Origin of the sequence: Pseudomonas sp. MRSN 12121, from assembly GCF_000931465.1 — a bacterium.
Classification (GTDB): Bacteria; Pseudomonadota; Gammaproteobacteria; order Pseudomonadales; family Pseudomonadaceae; genus Aquipseudomonas.
In genome coordinates, this window is the sequence record NZ_CP010892.1 from 2,422,945 (window position 1) to 2,441,893 (window position 18,949).

The 18,949-nt window shown below is 67.2% G+C and carries 19 protein-coding genes; 7 read left to right on the forward strand and 12 right to left on the reverse strand.

The genetic code is table 11. The features are described 5' to 3' along the window. Window positions 1-116 precede the first annotated feature (116 nt). Complete coding sequence (locus TO66_RS11220; RefSeq protein WP_044462367.1) at window positions 117-704, forward strand: hypothetical protein; 588 nt, start codon at window positions 117-119, stop codon at window positions 702-704. Between the two features lie 382 nt (window positions 705-1,086). Here the strand turns inward: TO66_RS11220 and TO66_RS11225 are convergent, their stop codons facing one another. From TO66_RS11225 to TO66_RS11235, 3 genes are all read right to left on the reverse strand, one after another. After that, a complete protein-coding gene (locus TO66_RS11225; RefSeq protein ID WP_044462368.1) occupies window positions 1,087-1,377 on the reverse strand; it encodes an addiction module antidote protein in 291 nt (96 codons plus the stop codon). Between the two features lie 2 nt (window positions 1,378-1,379). Further along, window positions 1,380-1,673, reverse strand: a complete 294-nt coding sequence (locus TO66_RS11230) for a type II toxin-antitoxin system RelE/ParE family toxin (RefSeq protein WP_044462369.1) — start codon at window positions 1,671-1,673, stop codon at window positions 1,380-1,382. Between the two features lie 232 nt (window positions 1,674-1,905). Further along, window positions 1,906-3,300 (reverse strand): VOC family protein, encoded by a 1,395-nt coding sequence (locus tag TO66_RS11235; RefSeq protein ID WP_044462370.1) that lies wholly within the window; start codon window positions 3,298-3,300, stop codon window positions 1,906-1,908. 243 nt (window positions 3,301-3,543) lie between these two features. On the opposite strand from TO66_RS11235, the gene TO66_RS11240 reads away from it, so the two are divergent. Beyond that, window positions 3,544-4,668 (forward strand): diguanylate cyclase, encoded by a 1,125-nt coding sequence (locus TO66_RS11240; protein ID WP_044462371.1) that lies wholly within the window; start codon window positions 3,544-3,546, stop codon window positions 4,666-4,668. A gap of 92 nt (window positions 4,669-4,760) precedes the next feature. After that, complete coding sequence (locus tag TO66_RS11245) at window positions 4,761-6,005, forward strand: M20/M25/M40 family metallo-hydrolase (protein ID WP_044462372.1); 1,245 nt, start codon at window positions 4,761-4,763, stop codon at window positions 6,003-6,005. A gap of 450 nt (window positions 6,006-6,455) precedes the next feature. Here the strand turns inward: TO66_RS11245 and astA are convergent, their stop codons facing one another. The 8 genes from astA to TO66_RS11285 form a co-directional block, all read right to left on the reverse strand. Continuing rightward, window positions 6,456-7,490: an arginine N-succinyltransferase gene (astA, locus tag TO66_RS11250; protein ID WP_044462373.1), complete on the reverse strand. Its 1,035-nt coding sequence runs from the start codon at window positions 7,488-7,490 to the stop codon at window positions 6,456-6,458. 55 nt (window positions 7,491-7,545) lie between these two features. Then, window positions 7,546-8,562 (reverse strand): arginine N-succinyltransferase, encoded by a 1,017-nt coding sequence (locus tag TO66_RS11255; protein WP_044462374.1) that lies wholly within the window; start codon window positions 8,560-8,562, stop codon window positions 7,546-7,548. A gap of 166 nt (window positions 8,563-8,728) precedes the next feature. Beyond that, window positions 8,729-10,072, reverse strand: a complete 1,344-nt coding sequence (locus tag TO66_RS11260) for an APC family permease (RefSeq protein WP_044462375.1) — start codon at window positions 10,070-10,072, stop codon at window positions 8,729-8,731. Window positions 10,073-10,273: 201 nt separating this feature from the next. Then, entirely contained in the window at window positions 10,274-11,026 is a 753-nt protein-coding gene (locus tag TO66_RS11265; protein ID WP_044462376.1) for an N-formylglutamate amidohydrolase, read from the reverse strand. Then, window positions 11,010-12,356 (reverse strand): glutamine synthetase family protein, encoded by a 1,347-nt coding sequence (locus TO66_RS11270; RefSeq protein WP_044462377.1) that lies wholly within the window; start codon window positions 12,354-12,356, stop codon window positions 11,010-11,012. Before TO66_RS11270 ends, TO66_RS11265 begins: the two co-directional genes overlap by 17 nt. After that, window positions 12,353-12,997: an isochorismatase family cysteine hydrolase gene (locus tag TO66_RS11275; protein ID WP_044462378.1), complete on the reverse strand. Its 645-nt coding sequence runs from the start codon at window positions 12,995-12,997 to the stop codon at window positions 12,353-12,355. The genes TO66_RS11270 and TO66_RS11275 overlap by 4 nt, the downstream gene beginning before the upstream one ends. A 2-nt stretch (window positions 12,998-12,999) precedes the next feature. Continuing rightward, window positions 13,000-13,854 (reverse strand): MurR/RpiR family transcriptional regulator, encoded by an 855-nt coding sequence (locus tag TO66_RS11280; protein ID WP_044462379.1) that lies wholly within the window; start codon window positions 13,852-13,854, stop codon window positions 13,000-13,002. Between the two features lie 169 nt (window positions 13,855-14,023). Further along, window positions 14,024-14,890 carry a LysR family transcriptional regulator gene (locus tag TO66_RS11285; protein WP_044462380.1) on the reverse strand — a complete coding sequence of 289 codons (867 nt, stop codon included), beginning with the start codon at window positions 14,888-14,890 and terminating at the stop codon, window positions 14,024-14,026. 94 nt (window positions 14,891-14,984) lie between these two features. Between TO66_RS11285 and TO66_RS11290 the strand changes: the two genes are divergently transcribed. The 3 genes from TO66_RS11290 to cobF all read left to right on the forward strand — a co-directional run bounded on the left by TO66_RS11290 (window position 14,985) and on the right by cobF (window position 17,134). Further along, window positions 14,985-15,548 (forward strand): DUF4865 family protein, encoded by a 564-nt coding sequence (locus tag TO66_RS11290; protein ID WP_044462381.1) that lies wholly within the window; start codon window positions 14,985-14,987, stop codon window positions 15,546-15,548. A 113-nt stretch (window positions 15,549-15,661) separates the two neighbouring features. Continuing rightward, the gene (locus TO66_RS11295) at window positions 15,662-16,234 is read left to right on the forward strand and encodes a histidine phosphatase family protein (protein WP_044462382.1); all 573 of its coding nucleotides are present in this window, start codon (window positions 15,662-15,664) and stop codon (window positions 16,232-16,234) included. Window positions 16,235-16,354: 120 nt separating this feature from the next. Further along, window positions 16,355-17,134, forward strand: coding sequence for a precorrin-6A synthase (deacetylating) (gene cobF / locus TO66_RS11300; protein ID WP_044462383.1), 780 nt, complete (start codon window positions 16,355-16,357; stop codon window positions 17,132-17,134). On the opposite strand, the gene ftrA is transcribed toward cobF, so the two are convergent. Further along, window positions 17,131-18,126, reverse strand: a complete 996-nt coding sequence (gene ftrA, locus TO66_RS11305) for a transcriptional regulator FtrA (RefSeq protein ID WP_044462384.1) — start codon at window positions 18,124-18,126, stop codon at window positions 17,131-17,133. The genes cobF and ftrA overlap by 4 nt on opposite strands. Before the next feature lie 102 nt (window positions 18,127-18,228). Between ftrA and TO66_RS11310 the strand changes: the two genes are divergently transcribed. Further along, window positions 18,229-18,663 (forward strand): rhodanese-like domain-containing protein, encoded by a 435-nt coding sequence (locus tag TO66_RS11310; protein ID WP_044462385.1) that lies wholly within the window; start codon window positions 18,229-18,231, stop codon window positions 18,661-18,663. Window positions 18,664-18,949 lie beyond the last annotated feature (286 nt).

Below are 18,949 nucleotides of genomic sequence, written 5' to 3' on the forward strand. Positions count from 1 at the left end.
AACGGGGCGACGAATCTGCTGCTTGGGGCGGCGCTGGCATTGATAGCGTCTATGCTCAAGCGGCACCGCGCCAATGCAAGGCGCGGTCTTGTCTTCAATCACAGGGATGAACTTCTATGAAGCCGCTTCATTCGCTGGCCAGGGCCGTTGCCTTGGCCGCTCTGTTGTCCACCGCCAGCCTGCAGGCCTACGCCGGCGACATTCCATTGGCCGGCACCGTGCAGGCCGATGAACTGGTGACCAAGGTGCTCTCGGTGGACGCTGCCAAGCACCGGGTGGTGCTGGAAAATGCCCAGGGCCAGCCGGTGCATGTGCAGCTCAGCGACCAGGCCAAGAACTTGAAAAACCTGAAGGTGGGCGACCAGGTCAATGTGCGGGTCACTCGCGCGGTGGTGGCGGTACTGGATACCGATGTGGACAAAGGCCTGCCGGGCTCGGCCGAGAGTACCGGGGTGGCTCGCGCCGCCGAGGGCAGCCCCAACCCGGGCGGCGAGGCTTATCGCCAGGTGCAGGTGCAGTTGAAGATCACCGATATCGACCTGAAGAAAAACCAGCTGACCTTCATGGGGCCGGCCGGTAACAAGAAGGTCGTGGACGTGGAAAAACCGGAAGTCCAGGCCCGCCTGAAGGACCTCAAGGTTGGCCAGAGCGTGGTGGTGACCTATACCGACGTGTTGCAAGTGACTACGCAGCATGAAGGTTGAGTGAGAGCGGGCGTCGGTCGTTGTGGCGACCGGGGCCTGATCTTGGGAGGGGAGGTCCGTGCGGGAATTGAACGAAAGTGAGCGAAATGAAAAAATTTCCGCCTGCTTTGTGTTCAGAATTATTCAGAATATGTGCACGGACTTTCCTTTGTTGTTCGATTAAAATAGTTCTCGTTCGCCCGGTGCAAGGGCTCTTTACCGGTGCAAGGATTGCCAGGCCAGAGCACTGGGCGAACACCCTCTTCGGGGGCTCCCCCCACGATTTCCCTTCATTCGCTTCTCCCGCCTTGTGCCTGTACTTCGCGACCCGCAAGGCGCGTCGGCGTTGCCTGCGTTTTGCCCACTGCGCCCGAGCTGTTCGCGCCTGCCGCGGGCCTGGCATTCAGCCGCGCGGCACGGTCGTGCACAACTGCAGGCCAAGGGCGCGCATGACCTTGACCACCGTATCGAAGCGCGGCTTGGCGCCGGGGGCAAACGCCTTGTAGAGGCTGGCCCGGCCCTGGCCGGTGTGCTTGGCGATCTGCGTCATGCCGCGGGCCCGGGCGACATGGCCCAGGGCGCGGATCAGCTCGTCGGTATCGCCGTCGGCGAGGACCTGGGACAGGTACTCGCTGATCGCCTGGTCGCTGTCGAGCAGGGCGGCAATGTCGAAGGGAACCAGTGTGTCGGACATCTTCAATACTCCTTGGCCAGGGCACGGGCCTGGTCGATATCGGCTGGCTGGGTGGACTTGTCGCCGCCCAGCAACAGGACGATGAGGGTGCACCCGCGAAGCGTGAAATAGAGGCGGTAGCCGGCGCCGGTATTCACGCGCATTTCCATGAGACCGCCGCCCAGGTTCTTCACATCGCCCAGGTTGCCCGCCGCGGCCCGCTCGAGGCGCCGAGCGATGGCGATCCTGGCGCGCAGGTCCCGTAGCGTGGTGTGCCACCGGGCAAAGGCGGTGGTTTGCAGGATCTCGTAATCCATGAGCGACTGTATCCATATAGAGACAAAATTGAAAGCAGGCACGAGCCGTCAGGCGACTGACGGCTCGTGCGGGCGTCATGGAAAGGTAAGCAGCGCGGTGGTGGCGAGGCGGGGCTTTTCGTATCGCGATGTTGTCGAACGGGGCTACTGAAACACCCCGTAGTCATTGGGTCGACGGCTCGGAAAAATCGCCGGCACCGACCTGTCTTGGCCGATGCCGGGGGAGGAAAAATCAGAGCGCGGGCAGGCCCAGGGCCTCGGCACACGCTTGCAGCGAGCGTTGTTGGGTGTCGGCGTACAACTGCAATTCGTCGATGGTCCGGCGGCCCAGGGCCTGCTCGAAGGCCTGCCGGTTGGAATGGCCGGCGTAATGGCTTTGCGCATCGTCGCCCAGGTTGGACTGGAAGATCCCCGCGGCGCTGACCGGCAGGAAGTCCTCATACACCAGCGGCTCGGCCCGCACATGCCCGGCGCGGATCAGCGCCTCCAGGCCCGTCGGCCGATCACCCTGCTGGCGCGCGGCCAGGCCCTCGTCGCTGACGAAGTAGCGGAAGTACGCCAGGCCCTGGGCGCGCATGTCGTCATGGTTGTCGGGGAAAGCCTGGAAGTGCTCGGCCATCAAGGCGTCGTAGCGCTGGGCGTTGGCTTCGTTGGGGAAATCCCCCAGGGCGTCGCGCGCGGCGTTCAACAGCTGGTCGTACAGCGCCCGGCCCTTGGGGGTGAGGGCGGCGCCGCGCTGTTCGATCTCGCCGAAGCGTGCGCTGTGGCTGCCGCGGCCGTGGGGCTGGTCGGTGAAGGCCACGGGTTCCTCCAGGGCCTTGAAGCTGGTCTGGCGCAGCAGGATCGGGCAGGCGCGGCGCGGCGGGCCTTCGATCACCGCCTTGGGCGTGATGCCGTGGCCGGGCATCCGTTGCTGCACCTGGTCGATATCCAGGGTGCGCGGCGTCAGGTGGTTGATGTGCGGCCCCTTGAAGGCCACCACGTCGGCGATCAGCCGGTGCTGGGCGCTCAGTTGCTGGTACTGCTCGGCCGTGACCGTCGCGCTGTGGTGCCAGCGGAAGGTTTCCAGGGCCTGCTCGACGAACTCCCGGGCCTCGGGCTCGCTGAGGCCACCGCGGGCTTCGGCCTGTTCGATCAGCGCCAGGGCCCGCGGGGTGAAGATGTTGCGGCGGGCCAGCACCGACTCGGCGAAGTCGCGCAGTGCCGGGTTGTCGATCAGTTCCAGGCGCAGCAGCGAGGTGAAGACCCGGAACGGGCTGACCTGCAGGGCGCTTTCGTGCACCGCGCGAAAGGCCGTGGAATGCACCGGCACCCCGGCTGGGGTGAGGTCGTAGTAGCCCACCGGCTGCATGCCCATGACCGCGAACAGGCGGCCCAGGGTCGCCAGCTCGCTGGCGGTGCCGACCCGGATCGCGCCGTGGCGCTCCAGGTCCAGGCGCTGGATCTCGCCGGTATGGCGCAGCTGCCGGGCAATGGCCGGATCCTGCTCCAGGACGCCGGCGTTGACCTGCGCCACCAGGTCCATCAGGGCGCCGTACAACGGCACTTCCTCGCGGTACATGTCCGACATCGCCCGTGAAAAACGTTGGCGGATCAGGTCTGGGCTGACGAAGCTCTGCAGGCTCATAAACAAGGATTCCCGGCGTAGTGAGACAAAGAGGTGAGGCATTGGCTGGGGCTGATTCTGGTCGGCATGGGGTGGGCTGACAAACGAAGTTTCTTCCGGACTTCATTCTGCAAACGAATGCAGGCGCGCGGGCGTCGGCGGCTGGCCCCGGGGGCGAAAGGAGGGGCGTGGGCCAGGAGCCGAGCGGTGATGGCGATTTGACTATGCGCTGATAGACTTCGAAGGCACACCCGATAGCATTCGATGGCTGGCGTACGGTTTAGCGGAGGCGCCTTGGCCTTGACGCAGCGCAATGCAGGAAAGGGACTTTCACTGGCCAGGAGGCTGTACAAATCGCGGATCCTGGGCCTGGCCCTCGGGTTCATCTGCGTGGCGGCGGGCATGTATCCGCTGCATCCCGCGCCCTGGGTCTGGGGCTTCATGCTGTTCAATGCCTTCGTCTGGCCGCACCTGGCGTTCCAATGGGCCCGCCACGCAGCGGTGCCGTTTCGTGGCGAGCACCGCAACCTGCTGGTGGATGCCTTCCTGGGCGGTTTCTGGGTGGCGGCCATGCATTTCAATCCGCTGCCGACCACCACCACGCTGTCGATGATGGCGATGAACAACATTGCCCTGGGCGGCGTGCGTTTCTTTCTCGCCGGCTGTGTGGCGCAAGGGCTGGGGACCGCGCTGGGGTTATCGCTGTTCGGGGCCGGCTTCGTGGCCCGGACCAGCCCGTCGCAACTTTATGCCTGCCTGCCGATGCTGATCCTGTACCCGCTGGTGCTGGGGTTGATCTGTTATCGGCAGGCGATTGCCCTGGCCCGGCACAAGCGCGAGCTGCTGGCCCTGAGCCGCACCGACAGCCTCACGGGCCTGCTCAACCATGGGGCCTGGAAGGACCAGCTGGAAATCGAGTTCCAGCGCTGCCGGCGCCAGGGCGAGGGCGCGCCCCAGGGCGGTGCCATCGCGCTGATCGACATCGACCATTTCAAGGCCATCAACGACACCTACGGCCACGTGGCCGGCGATATCGTGTTGCGCCAGTTGAGCAAACTGCTGCGGCAGAACCTGCGGATCAGCGACCAGGCCGGGCGTTATGGCGGCGACGAGTTCTGCGTGATCCTGCCGGATGTACCGCTGGAGCACGCCGCCGAACTGATGGAGGCTCTGCGCAGGCGTTTCGGCGGGCTGGGCTACGAGCAGAACCCGGCGTTGCAGGTCAGCCTGAGCATCGGCCTGGCCGCCTATGCCGCGGAGCACAGCGATGCCCTGGACTGGCTGAACGATGCCGACCAGGCCTTGTACGAAGCCAAGACCACCGGCCGCAACAAGATCAGTTGCCGCCCCGGCGGGCGTTCTCCGAAGGCCCTCTTGAACTCGTTGTGACGCGCCCGCGCAGCATTGCGCCAGCATGGAGGGCGCGGGATTAGTCAGGTAGGGTGGGCGAGCCCCTTCCGACACGAAACAAGGATCGATTCATGACGCAGACTTCCCCTCGCTCGTTGCTCGCCGCCCGTATCGGCCTGGCTCTCGCCCTGGGCCTGCTGGCCCCCCAAGTGATCGCTGCCCCCCACGCCCAAATACACGAGGCCGCCCGGCATTCTCAGGACGATGCCCTGAAACTGCTGGAGCGCCTGGTGAACATCGACTCCGGTTCCGGCTATGGGGCCGGGCTCGACCAGGTGAGCGATATCGCCGTCGCCGAGTTGCAGAAGCTCGGCGCCACGATCGAGAAGGTCCCCAATGGCAGCGCCGGCGGCAGCCATGTGCTGGCCACCCTCAAGGGCACCGGCAAGGCCAGGATCCTGCTGATGGCGCACATGGACACGGTGTTCAAGGAAGGCACCGCGGCCGAGCGGCCGTTCCGCATCCACGACGGGCGCGCCTACGGCCCGGGGGTGATGGACGACAAGGGTGGCATCGTCGCCGGGATCTATGCGCTGAAGGTCCTGGATAACCTCAAGTTCAAGGACTATGCGCAGATCACGTTCCTGCTCGATGCCAGCGAGGAAACCGGCTCCGAGATCGCCACTGAACTGATCAAGAAAACCGCCAAGGCCCATGACGTGACCTTGAACCTGGAGCCGGGGCGCCCGGCCGATGGCCTGGTGGTATGGCGCAAGGGCAGCGCCACGGCGCTGGTGGAGGTCAAGGGCAAGGCGGCCCACGCCGGGGTCGCCCCGGAGCTGGGGCGCAATGCGGCGATGGAGGCGGCGCACCAGATCCTGCAACTGGGCAAGCTGGGGGACGAGGAAAAGAAAACCACCATCAACTTCACCGTGCTCAAGGCCGGCGACCGCACCAACGTGATCCCCGACCTGGCCCTGGCCAAGGCCGACGTGCGGGCGGCGGTGCCGGAGGAGTTCGACCGTATCGAGCGGGACCTGGCGCGGGTCTCGGCCAACAAGCTGATCGCCGACACCGAGGTCAAGACCAGCCTGCAACGTGGCCTGCCGCCGATGCCGCAGACCGAGCAATCCGCTGCGCTGGTGGCCATGGCCCAGGGCATCTACGGCGAACTGGGGCGCAAGCTGACCATCGAGGGCAGCGGCGGCGCGGCGGATTCCAGCCTGTCGGCGGGTGTCGGCACGCCGACCCTGGATGGCTTCGGCATCGTCGGCGGCAACATCCATACGCCGGAGGAATACGCCGAGGTCGACAGCGTGGCGCCGCGGATCTACCTGCTGGCGCGAATGATCATGGAACTGTCGGCCAAGCCCTGATCGCCGAGGAGCGCGCGGTGCGTCCCCGGCACCGCGTCGCCGCGAATCCTTTCGCGGGCAAGCCTCGCTCCTACAAAAATCTGGCGTGCCCACCCGAACCTGTAGCCGCTGCCGAGCCCTGGCGAGGCTGCGATCGAGGCCGAAGGACTCGCCAGGCGGACACCGCGTTTTTCCAGGTCCTACAAGGGGTCAGGTTTGGCGGCCCTACGGGCCGATCGCAGCCTCGCCAGGGCTCGGCAGCGGCTACACAGGGCGTGTCAGGCGCAAGAGCCATCATGTGGCGAAAGGTTGTGCCTGGGCTTCGACCTTGCTCTTAAGCTATCGGTCCCGCCCATAAAACAACACAAAACGCCCCACCTGAAACACACTCCCCGTAGCCGCTGCCGAGCCCCGGCGAGGCTGCGATCGCCCCCGCAGGGGGCGCAGGATCGGCAAAGCGCCGCCGGACTATCAGGCCGCCGCAGCCTTGGCCTGGGCCGCGCGCAGCGGCACGGCGCGCACCGAGTCGCCGGGTTGCAGTTGCAGGCGCTTGGCGCAGAGGCGATCCACCAGCAGGCAGCCCGAGACCAGGCGGGCGCGGGCGCTGGTGACGCGGCAGCTTTCCATCCGGCGGTTGTGGATCAGCCAGATCGGCGCGTCGTCGTCCGGGGTGCCGACCAGCAGCGGCAGCACCTCGCTTTCGCGCACCGCACGGACTTTGCCCACCTCGGCCTCGAGCAGCGGCCCGCCATCGAAGATATCGATATGCCCCTGATGGGCGAAGCCTTCCTGGCGCAGGATGCCCAGCGCCGCCTCGGTGTTCTCGTGGGCCTGGCCGATCGCGGCCTGGGCCGGCGCGCTGAGCAGGCAGGTGTACAGCGGCTGGCGCGGCAGCAGCTCGGCGATGAAGGGTTTGTGGCCGAGGCTGGACAGGTGGTCGGCCTGGACGAAGTCCATCTGCAGGAAGTGCCGGCCCAGGCTGTTCCAGAACGGCGAGCAGCCGTTCTCGTCGCCCTTGCCGCGCAGTTCGGCGATCAGCTTGTCGCCGAACAGGTGCGGGAACTCGGCGACGAACAGCAGGCGCGCCAGGGACAGCAGCCGGCCGTTGTGGCCGCGGCGCTGCTCGGGGCGCAGGAACAGCGAGCAGAGCTCCGACTGGCCGGTCATGTCGTTGTTCAGGAACAGCGTCGGAATCTGCTGCTGGATGCCCAGTTTCGGCGATGAATTGACGGTCATGCCGACCCGGTAGCTGTACCAGGGCTCGCGCAGGCCCACGGCGCCGGTCAGGGCGCTGATGCCGATCACCTGCTGGTCGTCGTCTTCGAGCACGAACAGGTAGTCGGCGTCGGCCCGTTCCACCTGTTCGGCGAAGGTCCGCTGGGCCCAGCGGATCCGGTGGGTCAGGCGGTCGTGGTTGGCCGGCAGGCTGGTCAGCCCCAGGCCGGCGCGCTGGGCCAGGGCCATCAGCGCGGGCAGGTCGGTCACGCGTACCGGGCGAACGATCATGATGCAGCTCCTTCTGCGCGGCTGTGCTGGCCGCCAATCCAACGATGTCCGGGGTTCATAGGGCGACCAGCCGTACCGGGTCGCCGGGGTGCAGTTGCAGGGCCTGGAGCATCTCGTCGTCGAGGCCGACCACGTCCCCGGGCGCTTCGTCCAGGTGCACCAGGATGCTCCGGTAGCCGGCCAGCCGCTCGTTGCTCGCCAGCCAGGCCCGGCCGTGGCCGCTGTGCCGGCTGGGGCAGGCCTTGGCGACCCGGCTCTCGCGGATCGAGCGGATGCCGCTGTGGCGGGCGTAGAGCGTTGGGCCGCCGTCGAACAGGTCGACGTAATGGTTGGCCTCGAACCCCTCGCGCAGGAGGATCTCGTAGGCCTCGCGGCCCTGGGGGTGGACCTGGCCGATGCAGTCCTGGGCCGCCTTGGGCAGCATCGGGATATAGATCGGGTATTGCGGCATCAGCTCGGCGAGGAAGCTGCGGTTTTGCAGGCCGCACAGGCGCTCGGCCTCGGCGTAGGGCAGGTCGAAGAAGTGTTTGCCCAGTGCGTCCCAGAACGGCGACTGGCCGTCGTCGCTGCTGTAGCCGACGATCTCGGTGATGCTGGTGTCGGCGAAGCGTGGCGCATGTGCAGCGATGAACAGCAGGCGCGCCCGGGAGAGCATCTGCGCCTGGGGCGTGCCGACCAGGTCCGGGTCGATATGGAAGCCGCGCAGCAGGCTGTGGTTGCTCAGGTCCTGGCACAGCGACAGGGTGGGCACGCCATGCTGCACGTTGAGCTCGCGCGAACTGCTGACGAAGGGCCGGTTGCGCAGGCTGTAGAAGGGCGCGGAAAACCCGGCCATGGCGAGGATTTCCGAGCAGCCGCGCAGGCGCCCGGTGGCCGGGTCGTGCAGGACGAAAAAGTAGTTCTCCGGCCCCGGCGCCCGCACGTCGGCGGCGAAGGACGCGCAGGAGTCGAGAATCTTGTCCAGCAGGTGCTGGCGGTCGTCCGGCAGGGACGTCACTCCCACCAGGCTTTCACGGGCCAGCCGCTGCAACTCCGGCAGGTCGTCTGGGGCAACTGGGCGTAAGACCAGCATGGATGTACTCCTGTATCAAAATGATCGCCGCCCGGGCGCAAGGCCGGGACGTCGAACCTGACAATCACTGTCGCTTTCCACGCATTGCTGCCGCTGCCGGTGAAGCCGGGCAGCGGCACAGGGTCGCCGCGGCGCCTGCCTGGCGCCGCGACGGCCGGGGTACTGATTAAAGTGGCTCGGCCAGCGCCGCGCCGGCGCCGAACCGGTTGAGAAAAAACAGGTAGACCAGGCCGATGGCGATCCAGATGCCACCGAGTTTCTGCGCATCGACCCCCATGTTGTACATGATCGCGCAGACGATCAGGAAGCCGATCACCGGGCAGACCAGGTGGCGCAGCAGCTGGCCCGAGCGCTGGCGGCGCCAGTAGTGGTTGATCACGGTCAGGTGCAGCAGCATGAAACCGCTCAGGGCGCCGAAGTTCACCAGAGAGGTGAGGGTGTCCACCGAATTGATGAACAGGTAGCAGATCAGCAGCGACAGCACCGCCACCAGGTAGATGCTGACATGCGGCGTGTTGTGCCGGGGGTGGACCCTGGCCAGGAGCTTCGGCAGCTTGCCGTCGCGGGCCATGCCGAACAGTAGGCGCGACACCGCCGCCTGCGAGGTGATGGCCACCGCCACGCCCCAGGCCAGCGCCGTGGCGACCGCGGTCAGGGTGGCCAGCCAGCTGCCGCCGGCGATCTCGGCGATTTCGTAGAAGGCGGTGTCCGCCGACTTGAAGCCCATGCCGGCGGCCAGGTCGGTGGCGATCCAGGTCTGCGCCACGAAGATCGCGCCCATCACCAGCAGGGTGAGCAGGGCGGCGCGGCCGACGTTCTTGCCCGGCTCGCTCTTGATCTCCTCGGCCAGGGTGGAGATCGCATCGAACCCGAGGAACGACAGCACGGCGATCGACACGCCCTGCATCAGCAGGCCGAAGTGGAAGTGTTCCGGGCTGTACAGCGGTGCCAGGGTCAGCTGGCCGTTACCGGCGCCGCCGTGCAGGGCGTTCCAGGCGTAGAACAGGAAAATCCCCAGCACCACCAGCTGTGCCAGCAGGAACAGGATGTTCATCCGCGCGGTGAAGGTGATGCCGCGCAGGTTGACGAAGGTGGCGCTGACCAGGAACGCGAGGATGAAGCCGACCTTGGGGATGTCCGGGTACAGATGGTTCAGGGCCATGGCCGCGTAGACGTACAGCAGCGGCGGGATCAGCAGGTAGTCGAGCAGCATCAGCCAGCCGGCGATGAAGCCGACATGCGGGTTGAGCCCGCGCTGGGCGTAGGAATAGACCGAGCCGGCGATGGGAAAGGCGCGGGCCATGCTGCCGTAGCTCAGGGCAGTGAAGAGCATCGCCAGCATGCCGATGACATAGGCCAGCGGCACCATCCCCGGGGCTTCCTGGTTCACGTAGCCATAGACCCCGAACGGGGCGATGGGGATCATGAAAATCATCCCGTAGACCACCAGGTCGCGCAGCGTCAGGCCGCGCTTGAGTTCCTGTTTGTAGCCGAATTCTTCAATCTCCATGAAGAGGTTCTCCTTGTAGCCAAAGGGTGGGCGATTGCCTGTCGCTGGGGCCGATGGGCCTTCAGGGCAGGCGTTGCATTCGAACCTGGCAGGTTTAAAGACACGCCACGGCGGTTTTTATAATTGTTCTACCGGTACAGCAAACAGCTTTTGCAGCGACCGCTTCATGCGGCTTCAGGGTTTTTCCCGTTACAGCATCCGTTACAGCAAGGGAGCCAGATAATCCGTCCAGCACTGGATGGCCTGCGGGGTGCGCAGCAGGTCGTTGCGCACCTCGATCAGCACCGAATCCAGCCCGCGGGCATCGCCGTGCACCGGCACCGTCATGTCGCCCAGGGCATTGATCTGGTATGGCTCGTTGCCGGCGATCTTCACGTCGTGCACCGACATGCCTTGCAGCAGGCGCCGGGCGTAACCCTCGGCGCGATCGAACAGCACACCCATCTCCAGCGTGCGGCGCTGGCCGTAGTACAGCGGGGTGAAGCTGTGGATGCCCACCACCCGCACGGAACGGCCGGCGGCGAGGCGCGCGTCGATCAGCGCGCTCAGGCGTGCGTGAAAGGGCCTGAACAGCTGCTTGCGCCGGTACTCGCGGGTGGCCTCGTCGAGGCGCTGGTTGCCGGGGACCTGATAGATCTCGCTCTGCAACGGGATGCTGTCGTGGGCCTGGCACGGGCGGTTGAGGTCGATCAGCAGGCGCGAATAGTTGGCGGCGATCAGCGTCGCGCCCAGGGTCTGCGAGAGGTTCTGCGCCAGTTCCAGGGCGCCCGGGTCCCAGGCGATATGCTCGCGCGCGGCTTCCGGGCTCAGGCCCAGGTCGTCGAGCGCCGCCGGAATGTAATGGCTGGCGTGCTCGCAGACCAGAATCAGCGGGTGTTCGGAGTCTTCGCGCAGCAGCTGGTAGGGCGGCCGCGTGTACAACCCCAGTTCGGCGGATTCAGTACAGGTGTGCATAGTGTTCACAGAGTTGGGCGGGGGTCAGGTGCTCGGTCAGTTTCACTTCCAGGTGTTTGACGGCGAAATAGGTCTCCAGCAACGGGGCTGGCAGTTCTTGCAGCAATTCCGGGCAGTTGCGCAGGCAGTCCAGTGCCTGGGGCAGGGAAGCCGGAAGGGCGACGATGCCACGTGCCTCGCGCAGGTCCGCGCTCAGGTCGTGGGGTACTTCGTCGGTGATGGCATTGAGCGTCAGGCCCTGCTGGATGCCCAGGCGCCCGGCGATCAGCACCGCGGCCATGGCCAGGTGCGGCGAGGCGGTGGCGTCCAGCGCGCGAAATTCCAGGTTGTACTGCGGCGCCGCCGGCTTGCCGCCGATGCTCACGATGGGGCAGATGCGCAGCGAGGCTTCGCGGTTGCGCTGGCCCAGGCAGGCGTAGGACGCGCTCCAGTGATGGGGCTGCAGGCGGGCATAGGACAGCGGCGTCGGCGCGGTAAAGGCACAGAGCGCCGGCAGGTACTTGAGCACCCCGGCGGCCCACTGCCTGCCCAGGCGCGACAGGCCGTCCGGGCGCTGTGGGTCGTACAGCACCGGGGCGCCGTCCAGGTCCTGCAGGCTCAGGTGCAGGTGCACGCCGTTGCACACCGCGTCCTCGGCGGTCTTCGGCGCGAAGCTGACGCTGTCGCCCAGTTGCCGGGCGATTTCCCGGGTGATCTCGCGCACGTTCACCGCGCGGTCGGCGGCGGCCACGCCCAGGGTCGGGCGGCAGGTGATTTCGTACTGGTGCTTGCCGTATTCGGGCAGGAACATTTCCGGCTCGACGCCCGCCGCGCGCAGGGCCGCGAGCAGCCAGCCGCCGAAGTCCGCCCCCTGGCGCTGGGCCTGCAGGGAGAACGCCAGCCGCTCGGGCTGGGCGACGGCGCGGCGCAGGTTGAACTCGTGCTCGAAGGCGGCGTTGACCTGCAGCTCCAGCTGATCGGCATAGCGCTGCACTTCGTCGCGCAGCAGGGTGCGCGGGCAGGCGGCCCAGGGCTGGCCGTCGGTCTCGCGGATATCGGCATGGATGAAGTCCAGCGGCGCGGCGCTGGCGTCCGGACCCTGGCCGACCCGCACCCGGCTGGCCAGGTCGGGGATCAGCCGCAGGTCGCCGTGGGCGCCCCAGGGGTTGGGTTCGGCGATGAGGTCCTGCGGGGTCAGCGCGCTGTTGGCCGGCACCCAGCCACAGCCGGCGCTGGTGTAGTGGTCCAGCTCGTCGCTGGGGAACGAACGGCCACGGCTGACCCCGATCAGGTCGGTGGTGAGCAGGGTGGTCATGGCCACCGGCTGCAACGGCTCGCTGGCGCGGCTCATGCCTGCATCTCCCTCAGGCGGCGCAGCACGGTCTGGGTGTCGGTGATCCAGCAGTAGCCCTTGATCGCGTTCAGGCAGGCCTGGTGGCGGGCGTCGGTGTAGGTGGCGCAGGCGTCCTCCACCAGGGTCACCAGGTAGCCGCGGTCGGCGGCGTCGCGCACGGCCATGTCGACGCACTGGTCGGTGACGATGCCGGCGACGATCAGGTGGCGGGTCTGCAGGTTGCGCAGCACGTAGTCGATGTTGGTCGAATTGAAGACCCCGGAGGAGGTCTTGGGCAGGACGATTTCATTCACCTGCGCCGCCAACTCCTCGATGATCGCCGCCTGCGGGCTGCCCTTGGGCAGGTGCATGTCCGACAGCTTGTGGTCCAGCGAGCGGTCGCGGCCGTCGGCGGTCAGGCTTTCAATGATGGTGTGCAGCACGTTCTGCCGCGCGCCGCGCATCGCCGCCAGGAGCTTCTGCTGGTTGGGAATCACCTGCTCGCGGGTGCGCTTGAGAAAGTATTCGGCGTCCGGCACCTGCAAATGCGGGTCGAGTTCCGGCTCGAGCCAGGCCCGTTGCATGTCCACCAGCAACAGCGCGGTGTGGTCGACGGTGAACGGCAGGTCGCGGGGCGAGTGGTGGGGCAGGCAAACCATCCTTATTTGTCCTCCAGCAGGTGAGTGGCGAATTCGTTGCGCAGGGCATCGATGCCCTCCAGGCGCCGGTCCAGGTCGCTGCCGCGCAAGGTCAGGCTGGCGATCAGCGCTTCGACCTGGGCCAGCGCCGGCACCAGGCTGTCGAAGGCCGAGGTCGACTCCACCGGGGCGCTGATGATCAGGTCCGCCTGTTCCCGCAGCGGCGAGCTGTAGATATCGGTGAACAGCACCACCCGCGCATGCCGTGCCTTGGCGGCGCTGGCCACGCGCTGGGCCTGGGCCTGGTAGCGCCGGTAGTCGAACAGCAGGACCAGGTCCTGGCGCTGCAGGTCGTAGAGGCGGTCCGGCAACTGGGTGTTGTCTTCCAGGGCGAAGCAGCCGGGACGCAGCAGGCGCAGGTGATTGAGCAGGTAGCTGGCGAGAAAGCTGCTGAAGCGCCCGCCGTAGCAATACACCGAGTGGCGGCTGTCCAGCAGCCAGTCGACCAGGATGCGCACGTCTTCGGGCTGTGTCAGGGCGCGGGTCTGTTCCAGGCTGCGCAGGCTGCCTTGCAGGTAATGGTTCCAGGCGTCGTCCTGGCGCAGGTGGGCACGGGGTTGCAACAGGGTGCTGGGCGAGCGCAGGCGATCGTCCATCTCGCTGAGCAGCGCTTCCTGGAACTGGCCATAACCGCCGAAACCGAGTTTCTTCACCAGCCGCACGATGGTCGGGTCGCTGACGCCGGCGTGCTCGGCCAGCCGCGACATCGGCCCCAGGCCGTTGCGCGGGTAGTGGTCGAGCAGCGCGCGGACCACCTTGCGCTCCGCAGGCGTGAGGTCAAGGGCCGGGTCGGTGATCTGGTCTCTGAGGGACGGCATGGAGCGCCTTCGCTAGCGAATGTCGTTTTTGTTTCAGTGAAAGTAAAAACAGTATTTATGTAATTTACGCTACATGTCCAGCGGAAAAGCGCGGGCCGCCGCGAATGCCCCGAAAGGGCGCACGAAAGCCTGGCTTAGCCGAGTGTTCGCGGTTTTTCGGGGCAGGCTTTCAGCGTGGCAGGGTGCCGCGAAAGACGGCGCTGAGGGCGCGCAGGGTGTCTTCGGAACGGGCGTCGGTGGGCCGCGCATGCAGGACGATTTCGCTGACCGGCAGCCGCGGCAGCCCGAGGCGTTCGCCGACTTCGAGCGCATCGGCCGGCGCCACCCGGTGTGCCAGCGCCGCCACCCCGAGACCGGCGCTGACGGCGGCGCAGACCGCCATGACCCCACCGCCGATAAACACTTCGGTCCAGGCGATGCCGGCATCGTCCAGGGCGCGCACGGCAATCTGCCGCACGCCGCAGGGCGGGGCCAGGGTCGCCAGGCGCAGCGGCGCGCCCGGTGGCGGCTGCCAGGCCGGCGCGGCAAACCAGCCGAAGCGTTCCACCACCAGCACCTCGCCGTCCTGCCGCTGGCCTTCGTTGCGCACGATGACCGCGTCCAGTTCCTCGCGGTCGAAAGCGGCGGTCAGTTCCCGGGAGGAGGCGATACGCACCTCGATCAGCAGCAGCGGGTCGTAGGCGCTGATCCGGCTCAGCAACTGCGGCAGCTCGGCGCCGGCCACATGGTCGCTGATGCCGATGACCAGCCGCCGCGCCGGCGCCGCTTGCATGTCGCCCAGGGCCCGTTCGTGGGCGCGCAGCAGTTCGCGGGCGGCGAGCATGAACTGCCCGCCGACCGGGGTCAGGCGCACATGCCGGGGCGTGCGTTCCAGCAGGCGATAACCGAGGCGTTCTTCCAGGCGCTTGAGCTTGAGGCTGATGGCCGCCTGGGAGGTGTCCAGGGCCTGGGCGGCACGGGTGAAACTGCCGAAGTCGGCAATTAGCACGAAGGCCTGCACGGTGTCGATGTCCAGCGGCTTGATGGGTTCGTTCATATCGAGTGCTTATCGCAGATATATGTGGCGATATCTTGTGGTAATGCCTGGGGCTGCGCAAGCTGGCAACACCTTCGAGCACTGGAGTTTTGCCATGTTTGCCAAACAGTATTCACACCGCCTGCCCGCCGACTACGACATGCGCCTGATCCGCCAGCGCGCCGCGGATCGCGGACCCTTGTGGGACGATGTCGATGGCTTGCTGTTCAAGGTGTTCGCCGGGCAGGAGCGCGGCGTGCAGGGCGCGCGACACAACCTGTATGCCTCGATCTACCTCTGGGCCGACCCGGCGGGCGCGGCGCGGTTTCTCATGGGCAGCGGCTTCGACAGTGTGATCGACTCCTTCGGCCGCCCGCAGATCGAATCCTGGCTGCCCCTGGACTGGCGGCGCGGCCCCAGCGAGCAGGCGCGGACGCTCTACCGCGAACGCCTGGCCCTTGATCCGCAGGCGGATCGCGCGGCGCTGCTGGCCGAACAGGTGGCGTACAACCAGCGGCTGGCCGAGGACCCGCAGACCTTCGCCGTCTTCGTCGCCCTCGACCTGCAAGCCTGGGAGCTGGTGCGTTTCACCCTGTCGGCCGGCGTAGCCGACAGCAGCCGCGGCACCGAGCGCTACGAGGTGCTGTACCTGGCCCGGCCGGGTATCGCCAGGCGTTAGGCCGGCGGGCGTCCGGGCCAAGGAGCGGGTATTCGGCTGGGCGTGCCGCGGCGACAAATGGTACAAACGCAGCCTCATTCCGGACTGCGTCCATCCCTGTCGAGAGCCTTACCGTGCAGGCCACCCGCTTGACCCTGATCTGCCACGCCCGCACCGCCGCCTGGAAGCTGGCGCGTTTCCCCCTGGACGAGCCGCTGGAGCTGGACTGGCAGGCGCTCGCCGGTTCGCGCGCGGCGACCTTCAAGCGTGCGCCGCGCCTGCTGTGCGGGCCGGAGCTACGGACCCGGCAAACCGCGGCCCTGTATGGCTCGACGGTGGAAACCGTGGCGGCGCTGCGCGATTGCGACCTGGGCCACTGGCGCGGCCTGGCCCTCGACGATCTGCAACGCGAGCAGCCCGAGGCGTTGCGCGCCTGGCTGGCCGACAGCGACTGCGCGCCCCATGGCGGCGAGTCGGTGGCCCGGCTGTGCGAGCGGGTCGGGTTGTGGCTGGGGTCGCTGGTCGACCAGCCGGGACACGTGCTGGCAGTGACCCACCCCATGGTCATCCGCGCGGCGCTGGTGCAGGTGATGCAATGCCCGCTGGCCAGCTTCAATGCCATCGATGTCGAGCCGCTGGCGCAGGTCGAGCTGCGTTTCAACGGGCGCTGGCGGTTGCGCCTGGAGCAGCGGGATGAGCGGGGGTAACGATTCCCTGACCCTGTAGGAGCGAGCTTGCTCGCGACAGGCCGCAGAGCGGCCGCCCTGTGACGTCACTCACCAACCCGGCCATACTCGAGCGCAGTATCGACACCGAGACCCGCTCCCATGAAGACCCTCCTGATCATCGGCATCGGCGCCGGCGACCCCGACTACATCACGATGCAGGCGGTCAAGGCGCTCAATCGCACGGACCTGTTCTTCCTGATGGACAAGGGCCCGGCCAAGGACGCGCTGATCGACCTGCGCCGGGAGCTCTGCGAGCGCTATATCGAACGCCCCGGCTACCGTTTCGTCGAGGCGCCGAGCCCGGAGCGCGCGCGCGGCGCCGGGGTCGACTACCAGGCCAGCGTCGCCGAGCTGAACCGCGACAAGCAGCGCACCTTCGAGCGGCTGATCGACGAGGAACTGGCGGACGGCGAGACCGGGGCCTTCCTGGTCTGGGGCGACCCGGCGCTGTACGACAGCACCATCCGCATCCTGCGGGCGATCCTGGCCAGCGGCCGCTGCGTGTTCGAGTTCGAGGTGATTCCCGGCATCACCAGCGTCCAGGCCCTCGCGGCGCAGCACAAGGTGCCGCTGAACCGCATCGGTCGCCCGGTGGAAATCACCACCGGCCGGCGGCTGGCGGCAGGGCAGGTGAGCGCTGCCGACAGCCTGGTGGTGATGCTCGACGCCGAGGATGCCTATCGCCAGGTGGCGGACCAGGACCTGGAGATCTACTGGGGAGCCTACCTCGGCACGCCGCAGCAGCTCCTGATCGCCGGCCGGCTGGGCGATGTCGCCGCCGAGATCGAGCGGGTGCGCAAGGCGGCGCGGCAGGCCAATGGCTGGATCATGGATACCTATCTGTTGCGCAAGCCTCTGCTGCGCAAGTCCGAGGATTAGCAGCCGTCGCCCCCAGGCACCCCAGCGTTTTTCTGCTCCCGCCCGAACCGCTCGCGATACGCCGACGGCGGCAGGCCCACCACGCTGCGAAAGGCCACGCGAAAGCTTTCCACCGAGCGGTAGCCGCAGCGCAGGGCGATGGTCTCGGTATGCTCGCTGCCGCTCTCCAGCAGTTCCCGGGCCCGGGCCAGGCGTTCGTGCTGCAGCCAGGCCTTGGGCGAGACGCCGGTGGCCTGGTTGAAGCGGCGCAGGAAGGTCCGTTCGCTCATCAGCGCCTGGCTGGCCAGGTCGCGCACTTCCAGTGGCTCGTGCAGGCGCTCGCGCGCCCATTGCATGACCCGCGACAGGTCGTTGCGCGGCGTGCGGCTGACCGGCGCCGGGATGAACTGCGCCTGGCCGCCCGTGCGCTGCGGCGACATCACCAGGCGCCGCGCCACCGAATTGGTGACCTGGGTGCCGAAGTCGCGGCTCACCAGGTGCAGGCAGGCATCGATCCCGGCGGCGCTGCCGGCCGAGGTGATGATCTGCCCCGAATCCACATAGAGCACGTCGGGGTCGACCAGGATCGCCGGAAAGCGCTCGGCCAGTTCATCGGTGTATTGCCAGTGGGTAGTGGCGCCGCGGCCGTCGAGCAGGCCGGTGGCCGCCAGGGCGAACACCCCGGAGCAGATCGACAGCAGCCGCACGCCGCGGTCATGGGCGCGCACCAGGGCTTCCTTCAGGCCGGGCGGCAGCGGCTCGCTGCGGCTGCGCCAGCCGGGGATGACGATGGTCCGCGCCTGTTCCAGCAGTTCCATGCCACCGTCGGCCAGCACCTGGATGCCGCCCATGGCCCGCAGCGGCCCGGGCTCGACGGCGACGATACGGTGCTCGTACCAGGGGAAATCGAACTCGGGACGGGCCAGGCCGAAGATCTCCACGGCGATGCCGAACTCGAAGGTGCAGAGGCCGTTGTAGGCCAGGATCGCGACTAAACCGGGGGCATTGTGCATTTGGCGGAAAGTTACCAGTCGGTGTCTTGTGCGCCACTGTAGCGAAGGCGAGCGGGCCGATAAAGTCCTGGCCACACCCACTGTCGTCCTGGAGACGCTGCAATGACCAGCCTGGTTCGCGAGATTCCCGCCGCCCCCTCGGCCATCGCCCTGATGCATTTTTCCAACCGCCTGACCTTCGAGACCGACTGTTCCGATGTCTTCGGCAGCCAGGAAGCCGGGGAGGTCGACTTCGTCCTGCTCGACGTGCGCGGCCCGCTGGCTTTCGAGCGCGGCCATGTGCCGGGGGCGAGCAACCTGCCCGGGCGGCTGATCAGCGCCGAGCGCCTGGCGGCTTACCCCCGCGACACGCTGTTCGTGGTCTATTGCGCCGGCCCGCATTGCAACGGCGCCAACAAGGCCGCGGTGCGCCTGGCGGCGCTGGGTTATGCGGTCAAGGAAATGATCGGCGGCGTGACCGGCTGGCTGGACGAAGGCTTCGCGCTCAGCGCGCCGATCGAGCGACCGGCCAACCCGGTGGTGGAATGTGCCTGCTAACGCCCGCGTGCCGCATGCCTTGCGGGCGGTTGCTGCGACCCGGGCGTGCCGAGGATGAATGCACAGGGGCGAGGCGTTGCTGGCGCGACTGCCAAGTCGCGATGGCGCGGCGAAAAGCCGGATACCGGCAGGGATCGGGTCGCTTTTACCGCGATCCCTGCACCGCCATGGGGCAGGCGCGAAGCGTCCTGTCGAGGACTTGGGTTTTCTATAAGTATTTGTCGCATAAACACAATTTACCGCCCGGACGGCGCTCTAGACTGCTGGCCACTTCGATTCCTGCCAA

Coding starts and splice junctions, on each gene's coding strand:
- TO66_RS11280 (WP_044462379.1), bottom strand. CDS start 13,854: ATGCCGTCCCTCAGAGACCAGATCACCGACCCGGCCCTTGACCTCACG.
- TO66_RS11270 (WP_044462377.1), bottom strand. CDS start 12,356: ATGAGCCGCGCCAGCGAGCCGTTGCAGCCGGTGGCCATGACCACCCTG.
- astA (WP_044462373.1), bottom strand. CDS start 7,490: ATGATCGTTCGCCCGGTACGCGTGACCGACCTGCCCGCGCTGATGGCC.
- TO66_RS11225 (WP_044462368.1), bottom strand. CDS start 1,377: ATGTCCGACACACTGGTTCCCTTCGACATTGCCGCCCTGCTCGACAGC.
- ftrA (WP_044462384.1), bottom strand. CDS start 18,126: ATGCACAATGCCCCCGGTTTAGTCGCGATCCTGGCCTACAACGGCCTC.
- TO66_RS11285 (WP_044462380.1), bottom strand. CDS start 14,890: ATGAACGAACCCATCAAGCCGCTGGACATCGACACCGTGCAGGCCTTC.
- TO66_RS11240 (WP_044462371.1), top strand. CDS start 3,544: ATGGCTGGCGTACGGTTTAGCGGAGGCGCCTTGGCCTTGACGCAGCGC.
- TO66_RS11275 (WP_044462378.1), bottom strand. CDS start 12,997: ATGGTTTGCCTGCCCCACCACTCGCCCCGCGACCTGCCGTTCACCGTC.
- TO66_RS11245 (WP_044462372.1), top strand. CDS start 4,761: ATGACGCAGACTTCCCCTCGCTCGTTGCTCGCCGCCCGTATCGGCCTG.
- TO66_RS11260 (WP_044462375.1), bottom strand. CDS start 10,072: ATGGAGATTGAAGAATTCGGCTACAAACAGGAACTCAAGCGCGGCCTG.
- TO66_RS11230 (WP_044462369.1), bottom strand. CDS start 1,673: ATGGATTACGAGATCCTGCAAACCACCGCCTTTGCCCGGTGGCACACC.
- TO66_RS11290 (WP_044462381.1), top strand. CDS start 14,985: ATGTTTGCCAAACAGTATTCACACCGCCTGCCCGCCGACTACGACATG.
- TO66_RS11255 (WP_044462374.1), bottom strand. CDS start 8,562: ATGCTGGTCTTACGCCCAGTTGCCCCAGACGACCTGCCGGAGTTGCAG.
- TO66_RS11310 (WP_044462385.1), top strand. CDS start 18,229: ATGACCAGCCTGGTTCGCGAGATTCCCGCCGCCCCCTCGGCCATCGCC.
- TO66_RS11265 (WP_044462376.1), bottom strand. CDS start 11,026: ATGCACACCTGTACTGAATCCGCCGAACTGGGGTTGTACACGCGGCCG.
- cobF (WP_044462383.1), top strand. CDS start 16,355: ATGAAGACCCTCCTGATCATCGGCATCGGCGCCGGCGACCCCGACTAC.
- TO66_RS11235 (WP_044462370.1), bottom strand. CDS start 3,300: ATGAGCCTGCAGAGCTTCGTCAGCCCAGACCTGATCCGCCAACGTTTT.
- TO66_RS11220 (WP_044462367.1), top strand. CDS start 117: ATGAAGCCGCTTCATTCGCTGGCCAGGGCCGTTGCCTTGGCCGCTCTG.